Source organism: Clostridium sp. Ade.TY (genome assembly GCF_000498355.1).
GTDB lineage: Bacteria > Bacillota > Clostridia > Clostridiales > Clostridiaceae > Clostridium.
On record NZ_AVSV01000028.1, the window covers coordinates 113,937 to 132,112 of the forward strand.

At 29.0% G+C, this 18,176-nt stretch carries 11 protein-coding genes; all 11 read right to left on the reverse strand.

Features of this window, described 5'->3' with window-relative positions; translation table 11 throughout:
- Positions 1-16: 16 nt before the first annotated feature.
- A complete protein-coding gene (locus O212_RS0111095; RefSeq protein WP_024615176.1) occupies positions 17-1,681 on the reverse strand; it encodes a propanediol/glycerol family dehydratase large subunit in 1,665 nt (554 codons plus the stop codon).
- A 240-nt stretch (positions 1,682-1,921) separates the two neighbouring features.
- Positions 1,922-2,677 carry a response regulator gene (locus O212_RS0111100; protein ID WP_024615177.1) on the reverse strand — a complete coding sequence of 252 codons (756 nt, stop codon included), beginning with the start codon at positions 2,675-2,677 and terminating at the stop codon, positions 1,922-1,924.
- A gap of 8 nt (positions 2,678-2,685) precedes the next feature.
- A complete protein-coding gene (locus O212_RS0111105) occupies positions 2,686-3,939 on the reverse strand; it encodes a PocR ligand-binding domain-containing protein (RefSeq protein ID WP_024615178.1) in 1,254 nt (417 codons plus the stop codon).
- Between the two features lie 305 nt (positions 3,940-4,244).
- Positions 4,245-7,757, reverse strand: a complete 3,513-nt coding sequence (nifJ, locus tag O212_RS0111110) for a pyruvate:ferredoxin (flavodoxin) oxidoreductase (RefSeq protein ID WP_024615179.1) — start codon at positions 7,755-7,757, stop codon at positions 4,245-4,247.
- Positions 7,758-8,058: 301 nt separating this feature from the next.
- On the reverse strand, positions 8,059-9,138 hold the full coding sequence (locus O212_RS0111115; protein ID WP_024615180.1) for an undecaprenyldiphospho-muramoylpentapeptide beta-N-acetylglucosaminyltransferase: 1,080 nt from the start codon (positions 9,136-9,138) through the stop codon (positions 8,059-8,061).
- Between the two features lie 40 nt (positions 9,139-9,178).
- On the reverse strand, positions 9,179-10,945 hold the full coding sequence (gene recJ, locus O212_RS0111120) for a single-stranded-DNA-specific exonuclease RecJ (RefSeq protein WP_024615181.1): 1,767 nt from the start codon (positions 10,943-10,945) through the stop codon (positions 9,179-9,181).
- Between the two features lie 16 nt (positions 10,946-10,961).
- Positions 10,962-11,507 carry a DJ-1 family glyoxalase III gene (locus tag O212_RS0111125; RefSeq protein WP_024615182.1) on the reverse strand — a complete coding sequence of 182 codons (546 nt, stop codon included), beginning with the start codon at positions 11,505-11,507 and terminating at the stop codon, positions 10,962-10,964.
- A 21-nt stretch (positions 11,508-11,528) separates the two neighbouring features.
- Complete coding sequence (locus tag O212_RS0111130; RefSeq protein WP_024615183.1) at positions 11,529-14,435, reverse strand: DNA topoisomerase IV subunit A; 2,907 nt, start codon at positions 14,433-14,435, stop codon at positions 11,529-11,531.
- Positions 14,436-14,455: 20 nt separating this feature from the next.
- Positions 14,456-16,405, reverse strand: a complete 1,950-nt coding sequence (locus tag O212_RS0111135) for a DNA topoisomerase IV subunit B (protein WP_024615184.1) — start codon at positions 16,403-16,405, stop codon at positions 14,456-14,458.
- A gap of 13 nt (positions 16,406-16,418) precedes the next feature.
- Complete coding sequence (gene mnmH, locus O212_RS0111140) at positions 16,419-17,456, reverse strand: tRNA 2-selenouridine(34) synthase MnmH (RefSeq protein WP_024615185.1); 1,038 nt, start codon at positions 17,454-17,456, stop codon at positions 16,419-16,421.
- A 131-nt stretch (positions 17,457-17,587) separates the two neighbouring features.
- On the reverse strand, positions 17,588-18,085 hold the full coding sequence (tpx, locus tag O212_RS0111145) for a thiol peroxidase (protein ID WP_024615186.1): 498 nt from the start codon (positions 18,083-18,085) through the stop codon (positions 17,588-17,590).
- Positions 18,086-18,176 lie beyond the last annotated feature (91 nt).

Here is an 18,176-nt window from a genome sequence, read left to right on the forward strand (position 1 = left end):
TGTATACCACCTTTTCTTATTCAATATCTTCTGGTTTTATTACGTTAGGAATATTTTTAATTTCTTCCCATCTTTCTTTACTTAATCTATAACCTGTTCCTGGTCCTTTATAGTCATTTACATCATTAACAGCACTTATTACATCAAAGTCTCTATCAAGTATTGCTGATGTTTGAAGATAATCTCCAGTAACTCTTTGCTTAAGCATATTTAATATATTGCTTGCTACATCTTCAAATCCGTTTGAACCTAAAGCTTTAACTATATCTAATCCTGTAATTCTCTTATTAAGCATTTCTTCTGCTGCTTTTAAGTCTTCAACTACATTTCTTTCTGGCATATCTTTACTTCCATGTGCATAAGTTGCTGCTATAACTTCTTCATCAGTTATTTTAGGGAATCCAAGTTCTCTAAATACTACTTGAATAGCTTTTGCTGCTTTATTTCTTATTGCAATTGTTTCTTCTTCTGATACTGGTCTAAGTCCACCATCTACCATTAAGTCTCTTTGGATTATATTGTAATCATCAAAGTCTTCTGCATCGAAGTTTGAACCTGCAAACATGTTATCATAGTTTGGAACTGCACTATATCCTGAGAATATAAAGTCTGTTCCTGGAAGCATTTGCATTAATGTTCTAGCAGTTCTTCTTATATCTGAATGTGAGAATGTTTGGTCATTAGCTGATGCTACTTCTATATCAAGCATTGCTGCTATTAAGTTCTCTGCAAGTACTGCTCTTATTCCTGATGGAACTGCTCCTGTCATTCCTATACAACTAACTGCTCCATTTTGAAGTCCTTGAACTCCAGCTCCTTTAGTTATATAAATACATCTTGATTCTAAGTAAAGCATTGATTTACCTTCTGCATATCCCATTAATGCTTCTGAACCAGTTCCTGATGTATATCTCATCTTAAGTCCTCTTGAAGCATATGCTGATGCTAAGAAAGCTTTTGACCATGGAGTATCATCTCCATCTGTAAATACTGATTCTGTTCCGTATACTGAAACTGTTTCTGCATAACTTGTAAGTCCTCTCATTCCAAGGTCAAGCTCTGTAGCTTCTTCAACTGAACATTGAGTTAATACTCCAGGACGACCAACTTGTGAACCTATAAGTATTGCTAAAGCATTAAATGGTGCATATCTTACTATACCAACAGTTGTTTCTTGTTCTGAGAAACCTCTTATTCCTGCTTCTGCTGCATCTGCTGCAATTTGTACTGGATTATCTTTAAGATTTGTTACGTGACATTGATTTGATGGTGTTTTTCTAGCTCTCATTTTTTGAAGTGCCATCATCATTTCAACAACGTTCATATGTGTCATAACTTCAACAGCCTTAGCTGGAGTTATTGCAGTTGTTATTTTAACTATTTCATCTCTAGAAACATTTATATCTACTAATTTTTTTGCTATTTCAACTGAATCTAATTTCATAGCTTCTTCTGCATTTTCTAAATTTATTGCATAGTCAGCTATGAATCTGTCTATCATATCAAAGTCTTCTCTTTTTTTACTATCTAGTTCTACTACTATTCCATTTTCTATTTTTATAGATGATATTGGATCATTTGGACTTTCCATTGCTATTAAGCCTTCATCTGCCCACTCCCCAATTAAACCATCTTGGTTTACAGGACGTTTTGCTAAAGCTTCAAATCTTTTTGATTTCACTGTAAAATTCCTCCCTCAGAATGTAATTGTGATTGTTATTTTTTTATCGATGTATACATTTTAATATAAATATACTTGAAAGCCATTAAAATATTTTGTCTTTTTCTATGATTATATTGTTTCTTTTTTATCAGGTTTAATTGTATTTTTTTGTCCTTCTTTTAAAAATCGAATTTTTTTGACATTTAAATATAAATAAAAAAGGGAAGCTATATAATTTATATAACTTCCCTTTTCTTATTAAATTATTTCCCTATATTTTTTAGGCGTTACACCTTCAACTTTTTTAAAAACCTTTATAAAATAACCACAATCATCAAAACCTAAATCTAGTGCTATATTAAGAATAGGAGTATCAGTAGTCTTCAATATTTCTTTTGCATATTCTATTTTTTTATTATTTAAATATGTATTAAAGTTTATTCCCATTTCTTTTTTAAATAACTTACTAAAATAACATGGACTTAAGTTGCATGTAGCTGCTATTTTATCTAAAGTTATATTTTCCTTAAAATTATCTTCTATGTAATCTATTGCTGATATAATTTGATTATTATTAGAACTTAAATTTTTTTTATTAACTTCTTTATCGTGAACAATATTATTCAATTCATAACTATCGTTAATTTTATAATTAACGATTATATTTTCAATTAACCCATATATTTTTTGTGGATTTATAGGTTTTAATATATAATCATCAACACCTAAACTTAATGCTTTTCTAACTATATTCAAATCATCATAAGCTGTTACCATTATTATTATTTTATCTTTATTATAAGCTTTTATTATTTCAGTAGCTTTACAACCATCTATTCCAGGCATTTTAACATCCATTATTATTAAATCCGGATTATATTTTTTATCTAAATCAATGGCTTCCCTTCCATTAGATGCTTCTGCAACTATCTTTAAATTTTTTATAGTTCCTAAAATTACTTTTAACGCTTCCTTCTCTAGGTTTTCATCATCAACTATCATTACTTTAAACATATTTTTTATCAACTCCAGCTAAATTTTTTCTCAAAAAACTTTATTTTCACAATAGTTCCTTCTCTAACCTTACTATTTATTTCTATTTTATAATCTTCACCATAGTAATTAGCCATTCTTTTATTTACATTATTAACCCCAATTTTATCTAAATTATTATCATATTTTCCTATTAATTCTTCTCTTACTTCTTCTAATCGTTCTCTTGTCATTCCTATGCCATTATCTTCTATGCATATACTAAAACCATAGTCTTCTTTTTTAGAATATAACGAAATTCTTCCGCCTTCCTCTTTACTTTCTATACCATGAACTATAGAATTTTCTATAAAAGTTTGTATAGTCATAAACGGAACTTTTTTATCTATAAATTCGCTGTCTATTTCAACATTATATTCTAATCGTTTTCCAAACCTTACTTTTTGCAGACTTAAATATGACTTTATATATTCTATTTCTTCTTCAAGTGAAACTATTTTATCAGATTTTCTTAAAGTATATCTTAACATATTAGATAAATTATATATTACTTCTTGAGTTTTAGGTGCATTTTCAATTATAGCTAGAGATGAAATGCTATTTAAAACATTAAATAAAAAATGTGGATTTATTTGTGATTGAAGAGCTTTAAGCCTACATGCTTCATATTCTTTTTCAAGCTCAGCTTTTTCTCTTTTTGCTTCAATTATTTTTATATTTTTATTATTCAATTCTTTTTGAGCCATTTTAAGTACAGCTTCTTCAACTATATAATTACTAATATGAAACATCATATTAGCTGTAGCTTTTATTTTTTCAAATTCAACTAATGGTAATTTTTTATATGCTTCTAAAAACTTTTTATTCTTTTCATCATTTAAATTTGGCAATGAATTTTTAATAGAAACTATATCTTCTAAATCTAAATTATCTTCTTTTGCTAAAACTTGTCCTGCCATAACGGAGCCTAAGTATTGACCATCAACTATTATTGGTGTAGCAAAATCAATTAACCCTTTATGACATCTATATATATATGGCTTTTCTATTCTTGCTGCTTCAAGACCTCCCCTTGAATCACATCTTTCGCATAATTCTGAATAGGATTCTTCTTGTCTCATAAGATTACAGAAATCACTACATTTACTATGTTTCGTCGCAGGCTTACCTTTATAATCTACTGTTATTATTGATATTCCCGTAGCTTCCGCAATATCATCTTGAATTTTTTGAAATATATCTATATCTATTACGTCATTTAAATGTAGAATTTTTTTACCCATATTAATCTCCTATATAACTTAATTTATTTAATAAATTTCATTTTTAAACTTTTTTTGAATTTTATTAAATACTTTTCTATTATACTTTGCAATAGTCATAAATTTCAACAGTATTTAAAAATATTTTTAATATAATAAAAAACTAAATTTGGTCTTATATCTAAATTTACCTCTTATTTTAGTATATACTATATACTTTAAGATAAAAAAATTTTTTATTTTTAAGTTATAATAATTCTATTTTTTTAAATAAAAAAAGACTAGATAAGAATTAACTTACCTAGTCTATATCATTTAATGAACTATTATTTTCCAGCTAATTTTTTGTAGCCTTCTAATCTTTCCATAGCATCATTATAAGTCTTTTCAAATAAAGCATCTGCAGCTTCTGGGAATGCCTTAGCAAGTGAAGCGTATCTAACTTCTCCCATTAAGAATTCTTTGAAGTCACCTTTTGGCTCTTTTGAATCTAAGATGAATGGGTTCTTTTCAGTTCCCTTTAATTGTGGGTTGTATCTGTACATAGCCCAGTATCCACAATCAACAGCTCTTTGAGCTTCTAATTGGCTGTTACCCATACCAATCTTAATTCCATGGTTAATACATGGTGCATAACCTATGATTAATGATGGTCCTGGATATGCTTCAGCTTCAGCTATAGCTTTAAGAGTTTGGTTCTTGTCAGCTCCCATTGCTATTTGAGCAACATATACGTATCCGTAGCTCATTGCTATCATACCAAGATCTTTTTTCTTAGTCTTCTTACCTGATGCAGCGAATTTAGCTATTGCAGCAGTTGGAGTTGATTTTGATGATTGACCACCAGTATTTGAGTAAACTTCTGTATCAAATACAAATATGTTTACATCTTCTCCTGATGCTAATACGTGGTCTACTCCACCAAATCCGATATCATATGACCATCCGTCTCCACCGAAGATCCATTGTGATGGTTTTACTAAGAAGTCTTTTTCTTTTAAGATATCTTTAGCGAATTCATTATCTAATCCTTCTAAAGCAGCGATAACTCTATCAGCTCTATCTCTAGTTCCTTCTCCGATTTCAACTTTTTCAACCCAAGCCTTAAGAGCTTCTTTAGCTTCTCCTTCTTCTAATGATTCGATAGCTAAGTTAGCTTTTTCAACCAATCTTTCTCTTATAGCTTTTGCTCCTAAGAACATACCTAATCCGAATTCAGCATTGTCTTCGAATAATGAGTTAGCCCAAGCAGGACCAAATCCTTTATGGTTAGTTGTATATGGAGTTGAAGGTGCTGATCCTCCCCAGATTGATGAACATCCAGTAGCGTTTGCTATCATCATTCTGTCTCCGAATAATTGAGTTATAAGTTTAGCGTAAGCAGTTTCTCCACAACCTGCACAAGCTCCTGAGAACTCGAATAATGGTTGTTCGAATTGGCTACCCTTAACTGTATTTTTGTTCATTGGATTCTTCTTAACTGATACTTCGTTTAATACGTAATCCCAATTAGCTTCTTCTGATTCTTGAGTGTGAGCTGGCTTCATAACTAAAGCTTTTCCTGGAGCTGGACAAACTTGTGCACAGTTTCCACATCCTGTACAATCAAGTGGTGAAATTGCCATTGTATAGTTCATTGGCTCTTCTGTCTTTAATGCTCTAGCAGCAACAAACTTTAATCCTTCTGGAGCGTTTTTACTTTCTTCTTCAGTTAATAAGAATGGTCTTATTACAGCATGTGGACATACATATGAACATTGGTTACATTGGATACATTTATCCTTATCCCATTCAGGTATGTTTATAGCTATACCTCTCTTTTCAAATGCAGCAGTACCTTGTTCGAAAGTACCATCTTCCATTCCATCAAATGCTGATACTGGAAGTTCAAATCCTTCTTGTCTGTTCATTGGATCAACGATCTTCTTAACAAACTCTGGTCTTGGTCTTCCTTCTTCTTTAACTTCATCTTTAGCGTCTTTCCAAGTTGCTGGAACTTCGATTGATACGATTGATTCAATTCCTTTATCAATAGCAGCGTTGTTCATATCAACAACTTTTTGACCTTTTTTACCGTATGAAGTTACAACGGCATCTTTAAGATATTTAACAGCGTCTTCTACTGGGATAATGTTAGCTAACTTGAAGAAAGCTGATTGCATTATCATGTTGATTCTTCCGCCTAATCCGATTTCTTGAGCTATCTTAACAGCATTTAAAGTGTAGAACTTAATGTTGTTTTCAGCTATATATCTCTTATATGAAGCTGGTAGATGTTCTTCTACTTCTTCTGGGCTCCAGATAGTATTTAATAAGAATGTTCCATTCTTCTTTAATCCTTCTAGAACGTTATATTTAAATACATATGATTGGTTGTGACAAGCTACGAAATCAGCTTTGTTTATTAAGTAAGGTGATTTTATTGCTTTCTTACCAAATCTTAAGTGTGATACAGTTATACCACCTGATTTTTTTGAGTCATATGAGAAATATCCTTGAGCATACATGTCTGTATGGTCTCCGATGATTTTTATAGCACTCTTATTAGCACCAACAGTACCGTCTGATCCTAATCCCCAGAACTTACAAGCTGTAGTTCCTTCTGGAGTAGCATCGATATCTTCATGAACTTCTAATGAAGTATTAGTTACATCATCAACTATTCCTATAGTGAATCCGTTCTTTGGTTCATCTTTAGCTAAGTTTTCATATACTGCAGCGATGTGACCTGGGTTTGGATCTTTTGATCCTAATCCATATCTTCCACCAACGATTACAGGTGCATTTTCTACTCCGTAGTATGCGCTCATTACGTCTAAGAATAATGGTTCTCCATTACATCCTGGTTCTTTAGTCTTATCTAAAACAGCTATTTTCTTAACTGAAGCTGGAATAGCTTTCTTTAATCTTTCAACATCGAATGGTCTGTAAAGTCTTACTTTAACAACCCCAACTTTGTTTCCATTAGCATTTAAATAATCAACAGTTTCTTCACATACATCTGTACATGATCCCATTGCTACGATAACTCTATCTGCATCAGCAGCTCCATAGTAATCGAAACAGTGATATTCTCTTCCTGTTAATTTAGTAATTTCAGCCATGTATCCTTCAACGATGTCTGGAACAGCATTGTAGAATTTGTTAACAGCTTCTCTTTCTTGGAAGTAAATATCAGGGTTTTGAGCAGTACCTCTTGTTACAGGGTGATTTGGATTTAATGCTCTATCTCTGAATGATTGTAATGCTTCCATATCAACTAATGGTTTTAATTCTTCTTGATCTAAAACTTCAATTTTTTGTATTTCATGTGAAGTTCTGAATCCATCAAAGAAGTTACAGAATGGAATTCTTGACTTAATAGCTGCTAAGTGAGCTACAGCTGATAAATCCATTACTTCTTGAACTGAACCTTCTGCAAGCATAGCAAATCCTGTTTGTCTTGCAGCCATAACGTCTTGGTGATCTCCGAAGATGTTTAATGCTGAAGTAGCTAATGCTCTAGCTGATACGTGGAATACTCCTGGAAGTAATTCCCCTGAAATTTTGTACATGTTAGGAATCATTAATAATAATCCTTGTGATGCAGTATAAGTAGTTGTTAATGCACCAGCTTGTAATGATCCGTGAACTGCTCCTGCAGCTCCACCTTCTGATTGCATTTCCATAACCTTAACTGGTTGACCGAAAATATTTTTTCTTCCTTGTGCTACCCACTCATCAACGTGCTCTGCCATTGGTGATGATGGTGTTATTGGATAGATAGCCGCAACTTCTGTGAATGCGTAAGATATATGAGCAGCAGCTGTATTACCATCCATAGTTTTCATTTTTCTCATCGCGTGACCCCTCTTTCTGAAAATAAAAATTAAATTTTTAAATTCTTTGTGTGTATTAAATAAGAAGCTAGGAACTTCTTATAATCTTATATAAAATAAAATTATATATTATTGTAGCAATATTACATACTTAAAATACAATTTTATTTAATATCTTTTGATGTTTGCTATTAAATTTGTAAACGAACAAAATTAAAACAAACCGTCTCTTTTATTATATAACACTATTTTAAATTTGCAAGAGTATCGTAAGCTTTAATACACTAAAATTTATTTTCTAAATCCCAACTTCTAACTTCTCCTAAATTTTGCTTGTAATACTACTTTTTATCACATTTATAATCTCTTTTACACCATCATTCATTTTACTATTTTCCATATTTTTAACAAGTTCTTGTTCATTTTCTTTTAACATTTTAATTCCTTTTAAAATACCTTCCTTTTGAAGTTCTTCTTCTTCCATAACAATCGAAAACCCTTCTTTCTTAAATGAATTAGCATTCAAGATTTGATCTCCTCTACTTGCATTTTTAGAAAGTGGAATTAATAGTGTTGGTTTTCTAAGAGCTAAAAATTCGAATATTGAGTTTGCTCCAGCTCTTGAGATTATATAATCAGCATAATTCATTAAATGGCTCAATTCCTCACTTACATACTCAAACTGTTTATAACCTTCAATATTTTTCATACTCTCATCTACATTGCCTTTACCACAAATGTGTATAATATTATTAGATTTCAGAATATTATCTATATTCTCTCTTATGGCGTCATTAATTACTTTAGAACCCAAACTTCCTCCCATTATTAATATTACATCTTTATCACATTTAAAGTTACATATAGCCTTCCCCTTTAACTTAGACCCTTCTAAAATTTCCTTTCTTATAGGGCTCCCAGTTAGTACTCCTTTATTGTTTTTAACAAATTGTAAACTTTCCCTAAAAGTAACACATAATTTATCACAAAATGGTGATGCAAGCTTGTTTGCAAGACCTGGAGTAATATCTGATTCATGAGAAATTACTGGTATCTTAAGCATTGATGCAGCTATAACAACAGGTACTGTTACAAAGCCACCTTTTGAAAATATAACATTTGGTTTTTCTTTAGATAATATTTTTCTAGCTTGAACTATACCTTTCATTACTTTAAATGGATCTGTAAAATTTTTAACATCAAAGTATCTTCTTAACTTACCTGATGATATTCCATAATAAGGTATATTATTACTTGTTATTATCTCTTTTTCTATACCATCTTTACTTCCTATATATTTTATTTCAAAACCTTCTTCTTTTAATGATGGAACTAATGCTAAGTTTGGAGTAACATGACCTGCTGTTCCTCCTCCAGTCATTATTATTTTATATTTACTCAAAAAATATCCTCTCCTTATTAACTTTTATATATTTTAACAATTATAGTCTAAAACTTTTTATAGATAATTGTATATTTTTATTGTTATTAAATTCATTCACTTCTGGATAGTATAATATATCCATATTAAAGTTACAATATCCTACATCTTGGAGTTTTAAAAATTCTTCTCTGCCATATTTATTTTCATATAATTCTTTAAAATAATCATATTTATTAAAATTTACTCCATCTATTATTTTTCCATCTTTCATTTGAATTTTAAATCTTAAAAAATTCTTTTCTTTTCCCATAAATATTACTCTTTTTATAAGTACATCTTTTACAGCAAATATTGGACTATTATTTCCTTTACCAAAAGGTCTCATATTATTGACCTTTTCTATTATATCAAAATTAATATATTCAAGTGGAAGAGGTGCATCTATAATAACTTTTGGTGTTATATCATCTTCTGTTAATGTACAATTTTTATTTAAAGCTTCTTTAAGCAATGGAATATTAACTTCTTCAACAGATAAACCTGCTGCCATTGGATGCCCACCAAACTTAAATATAAGCTCTTTACATTTAACTAATTCTTCGAACATATTATATTCCTCAATAGATCTTCCTGATCCTTTTGGCATATCTTTACCTTTAGTCATAATTATACTTGGTAAATTATATTTTTCTCTAACTCTTCCTGCTACTATTCCAGCAATACTTTCATGTATATCTTCTTGATATACTAATATTACTTTCTCTGATTTCTTTTTTGTACTTTCTATTTTATCTATTACTTTTTCTGTACTTTCAACTGTTAACTCTTGTCTTTTTTCATTTAAATCATTAAGTTTAATTGCTAATTCTTTAGCCCTTTCATCATCTTCTGTTATTAAAAGTTCTAAAGATATATCAGCAATTTCAAGTCTACCAGTTGCATTTATACATGGACCTATAACAAATCCAAAATGATATTCTGATATTTTTTTATCTGATAGTTTTTTAACTTTTATAAGTTCTTTAATACCTTTTTTATTACTATTATTTATAAGTTCTAAACCTTTTTTAACTATTATTCTATTTTCATCTAAAATATCAACAACATCACAGACTGTAGCAATAGCTGCATATTCTAAAAGGTCTATAATATCTTCTTCATTTTTATTTAAAGTTTTATACAAACCCTGAACAAATTTAAATGCAACTCCTGCTCCACAAAGATTTTTAAATGGATAATTACAATCTTCTCTTTTTGGATTTATTACAGCATCAGCATTTGGCATAACACTTCTTTTTAATCCATCCTCTTCTACAAAAGGTATATCATGATGGTCTGTTATTACAACTTCTAAGTCTAATTCTTTTGCATATTTAACTTCTTCAACAGCTGATATTCCATTATCACAAGTTAATAAAACTTCAGCACCTTCCTCTTTTAAGACTTTTATTCTATTTGAATTCATACCATAACCTTCGTTTTCTCTATTTGGTATATGATATTTAAAATTTGCATTTAGATTTTTAAGTGCTTTATAAAGTATAGCTGTACTACATACTCCATCACAGTCATAATCACCATATATAACTATCTTCTTCCCTTTTTCTATAGCATCCTTTATTATATTGACACCTTTTTCTAAATCTTTAAGTAAAAAGCTATCATACATATCACAAATTTTGCCATTAAGAAAAAGAGAAGCGGATTCTTTATTAGAAATTCCCCTATTAGCTAACAATCTTAATATAAGACTATTTTCATCAAATTCTTTAGCTAAATTTTGAAATTCTAATTTTTTATTTCTTACTAGCCACTTCTCTTTCATTCTAATTCACCTTTTATTATTTTACTAAATTATATAACATTTCTTCTCTTAAAGACTTTTCTTTATCTGATCCTAACTCTTTTAATATGTTATAAGAAAATTCTAATGCTGTTGCAGGTCCTCTACTTGTTATTATGTTGCCACTTACAACCACTAAATCTTCTTTATAATTAGCACCTCTTAATTCATTTTCAAATCCCGGATAAGAAGTTACATCTTTTCCATCTATTACAGAAGCTTTATCCAAAACTATTGGTGCCGCACATATAGCTGCAACCTTTTTATTATCTTTTAATACATTTTGAATTAAATTTATAACTTTAGAATTATCCCTTAAGTTAGTAGCTCCTGGCATTCCACCTGGAAGTACAACCATATCAACATAATTTACATCATCAATTAAAAGATCAGCTTTAACTGTTATATTATGTGCTCCAGTAACATATTCTTTATCAATTGATACAAGATTACATTCTATATTTGCTCTTCTTAAAACATCAACAACTGTTAATGCCTCAATTTCTTCAAAACCATTTGCTAATAATACACAAACTTTTTTCATAAATACTCATCCTTCCTAAAATTAATTATATTGAACTGTTTTTATTTCATCATCTAAAGAAACCATCATTATATCAGTTCCTCTACCTGCTCTATTTTGTAATTTAATATCAGTTAAATTTACTTCCTCAGTATTTTTATTAGATGATGTTAAAATAAATGTTTTATCAATATTAGACGTAACTGCTATTTCATCATTGTTAATATCAATAACTTTAGCATATATAACTTCATCATCTTCTTTTAAACTTATTCCAGTTACTCCTGATGCAATTTTACCCATAGTATTTATATTAGTTGATAAGAAACGAATGGCCATTCCTTTTTTAGTTATAAGTACTATTTGACCATTATCTACTTTACTTATTTGAACTGAAACAACTTCATCATCTTCATGCTTTAATTTATAATATTGAGTTTCTGAAAAATCATTATTAAATTCATTTAATAATGTTTTCTTTATAAGCCCACTATTTATAGCAGCATAAACAGCTAAATCATCTCTATATTCTTTTACTGAAATTATTTTAATTATTTTCTCATCTTTTAATAATCCATCAACTACTTTATTTAATTCAATATCATTTTTAGTAACACTATCTAATATAAATGATTTTATTTTAAATGCATTTCCTTTATTAGTAAATAATAATATATCACTTAAAGTATCAGTGTAAGTTTTTAAATCATCATTTTTACTAATTCTAGAGAATGCTTTTAAACTATTTTTATTAGTTACTCCAACTACAAACTCTTTATATTCTAAATTATCTACATATTCACATTCTATTACTTTATCTTTATCTACAAGTCTAAATAATTCAGCTCCTAATATGTTTCTTGGAGTTTCTAATATTTCTTTAAGTTCTAAATTAAACTCTAGTCCTAGTTTAGTTTTTATTTTTAAGAATTCTTTATTATCTTCTCTATCTAATATTATTACATTTATAACTTCTTCTCCATCTTTAAGTTTTAAAGCTTGAAGCTTAGTATATGAAGTTTGGAATTTATCTAATGATGTTTTCTTAATAACTCCTCTATCTGTTATAAATTGAACATATTTATTAGGATTTAGAGATGTTTGAGATGTTACAAATACTATTTCCTCATCATCTAAACTAAGTGTTTTAATTAAAGTATCTATTCTCTCTCCTTTATCCTTCCATTTTCCTTCTGGGATATTTATACCTTTTATTTGATACATATTACCTTTATTAGTAAATAATAATATATTATCCCTTGTATTTGATTCAAATAAGAATTTAAGCTCATCTCCTTCTCTATATTCAATAAGACTTACATCTTGATTTGATCTTATATAGTTTTTAGTTGGAATTCTTTTTATAAATCCATCTTTTGATAATGTAACCATTACATCTTCTACTACTATAAGTTCTTCTACATCTATTTTAGCTTTACTATCATCTTCTATAATTTTAGTTCTTCTATCATTTTTATATTTATCAGTAACTTCTTTAAGTTCTTTTTTTACTACTTTTAAAAGTTCTTTTTCTTCTGATAATATTTTCTTAAATTTCTTTATTAATTTTAAAAGTTCATTATATTCTTTTTTAAATACATTTATCTCAAGTCCAGTAAGTCTATAAAGCATAAGTTCAAGTATTGCACCAGCCTGTATTTCTGTAAATCCAAAGTTATTAATTAAATTTTCTGATGCATCTTTTTTAGATTTTGATGCTCTAATTGTTTTAATAACTTCATCCATAATATCTATAGCCTTTATAAACCCTTCAACTATATGAAATCTCTTTTCAGCTACTTCAAGTTCTTTTTTAGTTCTTCTAATTACAATTTCTTTTTGATGGTTAACATAATGGCCTATAATAGTTTTAAGTCCCATAGTTTCAGGTTTTCCATCAGCTAATGCAACCATATTAAAACTTATGTTACATTGAAGATCTGTTTTTTTAAATAAATACTTTAAAACTTTTTCTACTTCTGATTCTGTAAATGCTTTTTTAAATTCTATAACAGCTCTAATACCATTTCTATCTGATTCATCTCTTATATCTGTTATTCCTTCTAAAACTTTAGCATGCTTTTTATCTGCTGTCATTTCTGAAATAACTTGAAGAAGCTTTGATTTATTTCTTCTATATGGAAATTCTGTAATTACTATTCCTAATCTTCCATTTTCTAATGTTTCTATAGATGTTTTAGCTCTACAAGTTACTTTACCTTCACCTGTTGCATAAGCAGATTTCAATGAATTTTTACCAATTAAAACTCCACCAGTTGGAAGATCTGGTCCTTTTATATACTCCATAAGACCTTCTGTTGTTATATCAGGATTATCAATATATGCTAATACTCCCTCTGTAACTTCTCCTAAATTATGTGGAGGTATATTAGTTGCAAGTCCAACTGCTATACCAAAAGTTCCATTAACTAAAAGATTTGGATATCTACTTGGAAGAACTGTAGGTTCCATTTCACTATCTGAATAGTTTGGAACCATATCAACAGTGTCTTTATCTATATCTCTTATCATTTCCATTGCAATAGGTGCAAGTCTTGCTTCCGTATATCTCATAGCAGCTGCCCCATCACCATCTATTGAACCCCAGTTTCCGTGTCCATCTATTAAGGGTTCTCTAGTTGAAAAATTTTGTGCAAGTATTACCATAGCATCATATACTGATGAATCTCCATGTGGATGAAACTTACCTAAAATATCTCCAACTATTCTAGCAGATTTATAATAAGGTCTTTCTGGAAAAGCCTTTAAAAGATATGCCCCATAAAGAATTCTTCTATGAACTGGCTTAAGTCCATCCCTTACATCTGGAAGTGCTCTATCTTTTGCAACTTCTATAGCGTAAGGTAAATAATTATCTGGCATAGCTTCTTCAAGCGGAACTCTTATTATATTTCTATCTATCGGTATATTATTAACTTTTTTAGCCATAAAATTACTCCATTTCTATTTTAAAATTCTCCATATTTGTACATATACTTTCTTCTAGGTTCAACAATATCGCCCATAAGAAGTGATACCATTTTTTCAGCCTTTGCAGCATCCTCTATTGTAACTTGAAGTAAAGTTCTAGTTTCTGGATTTAAAGTAGTATCCCATAATTGATCAGGGTTCATTTCTCCAAGTCCTTTGTATCTTTGAATTAGAGCACCCTTTCCAATTTCTTTTTTAACTTCTTCAAGTTCTTCATCTGAATAAGCATATTTACTTATTTCTTTACCTTTAACCTTTTTATAAACCTTATAAAGTGGCGGCATAGCTAAATATAAATGTCCATTTGCAATTAATGGTCTCATATACTTATATATATAAGTCATCCATAATGTTCTTATATGATATCCATCAACATCAGCATCACTCATAATAATTATTTTGTTATATTTTAAATCATCTTCACTATAATTATCTAAAGTTCCTGTTCCTATAGCTGTATTAAATATTTTAAGTTCTTCTGAAGCTAGTACATTTTCAAGCTTTTGCTTTTCAGTATTCATTATTTTACCTTTTGATGGCATTATACTTTGAAATCTTCTATCTCTAGCTTGTTTTACTGAACCACCTGCTGAATCTCCCTCAACAACTATAAATTCATTATATTCTTTAGCTCTCCCCGTACAAACTGCCACTTTTCCAGCAAGAGGAGCAGTCCCTTTACCTATTTTCTTTTTTTCTGCCTCATTTATTTTTTTAATTTTCTCTCTTCTTTGCGCTGCTGATAGTGCATTATTTATTATTTTAGATGCTAATTCCTTATTATCTTCAATCCATTCTGAAAGTTTAGTGTATGCAACTTCATTCATCATAGTATATGCTTCAGCATTTCCAAGCTTAGTTTTAGTTTGACCTTCAAATACTGGATTTGAAATTTTTATTCTAACTATGGCAGTCATACCTTCTCTTAAATCATCGCCTTCAAACTCTTTATCTTTCTCTTTTACGAGCCCAAGTTTTTTAGACCATTCTTTAAATGCTCTAGTCATCCCTGTCTTAAATCCAGTTTCATGAGTTCCAGCTTCAGTTGTTGGTATATTATTTACATAACTTGCTATATTATCTGTTGTTGAATCTGTAAATTGCATACAAACTTCGCCTGACATAAATATACCACTAATTTCTTTATCTCCTTCAAACAATATAGGATCTTTATGAAGTGGAATCTTACTTTCATTTAAGTATTCTATAAAATCTAAAAGACCTCTTTCTGAATAATATTCTTTCTTAATTTCTTCATCTTTTCTATTATCTATAAGTTCAAGTCTCATACCTTTATTTTGGAATGCTAATTCTTGAAGTCTCTCATCTATTATGTCAAATTTAAATTCAGTTGTTGAAAATATATCTTTATCAGGTAAAAAAGTTACTTTAGTTCCTGTATCTTTACATTTCCCAACTATATCTAAGGAAGTCACAGGAGTACCTGGCATATTTTTCTTAAGTTCTTTGTCATAAGCATATTCAAATCTTTGCTTATAAATTTTCCCATTTTGATGAACTTCTACTTCCACCCATTTTGACAACGCATTTACAACAGCCGCTCCAACACCATGTAATCCACCTGAAGTTTTATAGTTCTTATTATCAAATTTTCCTCCAGTATGAAGTTCAGTATAAACCATCTCAACTCCACTTTTTTTCTTAATAGGGTGTATACCTGTTGGTATTCCTCTACCATCATCAATTATAGTTACACTTTTATCTTTATTTAAAATAATAGTTGCTTTACTTCCATACCCATTAGATATTTCATCTATAGAGTTATCTAGTATTTCCCAAACGCAATGATGTAAACCCTTGCTTCCTGTAGAACCTATATACATTCCAGGTCTTATCCTTACCGGTTCTAATTTTTCTAAAGATGTTAAATCAGTAACATCATATGACACTTTACTTTCCTTTACCATCATTACCTCCATATTAAGAATTTTTATTATATATATCAATTAATTTATTTATAGTATCTTCTTTATCTTTATTCATTATAGTTTCATAAAACTCTTTTACTTTAAATCCATTTGAATAAAGTGGATCGTAATATTTTACCATAAGCTCCTCGCAAACAGTTTTATAATCACCTTTTTCTAAAAGAACCTTATACTCTTCTATTCTTTTTTCTCCAATATATTTTTTTAAATTATTTAAAGCTTTAATAAGTTCCTTTACACTATCTTCACCATTTATGTATTCATTTATTAATAAATTACTTCTATTTTCTATAGAATCTTCTATACATATTCTTATACTATTGTTGTTCATAGAATTCCACACACAATCAGGAATTATAACATTTCCTATTCTTTTACTTTCGCCTTCAATAAAGACTAAATTGCTTTTTCTATTTTTAAGTGCCTCAAAAATTTCTGTTTCAAACTTCTTTTGAGAATTGCATCCTCCAAGAGAAACTGCACCTAAAAATGATCCTCTATGATTAGCTGCACCTTCAAGATCTAAAATATCATAACCCTTTTCTTTTAAAGCTTTTAAATATTCAGTCTTTCCTACTCCTGTTTTACCATGTAAAACTATATATTTAACATCTTTATTTACTTTTTCAAAATTTTCATTTATGTAGTTTCTATAAGCTTTATATCCACCTCTTAATTTATAAACCTTTATTCCTAATGAATATAAAAGAGAATATATACTTCCACTTCTCATTCCACCTCTTGAACAAAATACTATAATTTTTTTATTTCTTATTTTATATAAATCTTGCATTTTATTAAAAATTTCGGGAAGTCTTTTTGAAATACATTCAATTCCTTTACTTCTTGCTTCTTCTACTGACTTTCTAACATAAAGAGTACCTACTTCCGCTCTCTCTTCATCTAAAAGAACTGGAATATTTATTGCTCCCTTTATTGTTGATTTTTTAAATTCACTTTCACTTCTAACATCAACAAAAATACAATTTTTATCATTTGCTATTTTTTCGTAATCTATTATGTTAAACATACAAAAACTCCTATTCAATTTATTAACCATTCTATTCTATCACATTTTTATAAAATAAAAAAAGAAAAAAAGTCGTACATATGTTTGTACGACTTTTTATATAAAATTTTTGTATTAATTTATTATTTTTATTATTTATTTAAGTTATCTAAAACTTCTAAAACTTTATCATAATTTGGATGATCACTAACATTTTTACAGTATTCTACATACACAACTTTATTGTCTTCATCAACAACAAATACAGCTCTTGCTAAAAATCCAACTTCTTCAATATATACTCCATAATTTTCTCCAAAGCTTCTATCTTTATAATCTGATAAAGTAACTACATTATCAACATCTGAAGCTCCACACCATCTTGCTTGAGCAAATGGTAAATCAACTGAAACTACATATATTGTAGTATCTTTATATTTTGTTGCTTCTTTATTAAATCTCTTAACTTCTAAATCACACACTGGTGTATCTAATGATGGAACAGTTAAAAATACTCTCTTTCCACTTGTATCTTTTAATGTTACAGGTTTTAATTCAACATTTGAAACAACAAAATCTGGTGCTTGTTCACCAACTTTTACTTCTGCTCCTCTTATTGTTACTTTCTCTCCATTTAATTTTATATCCATATATATCGCTCCTTTGCGCTATTTTTATTTAATATTTAATTTCACTTAATAATTATTATCTATAAATATATTATACAATTAAATAAAATAA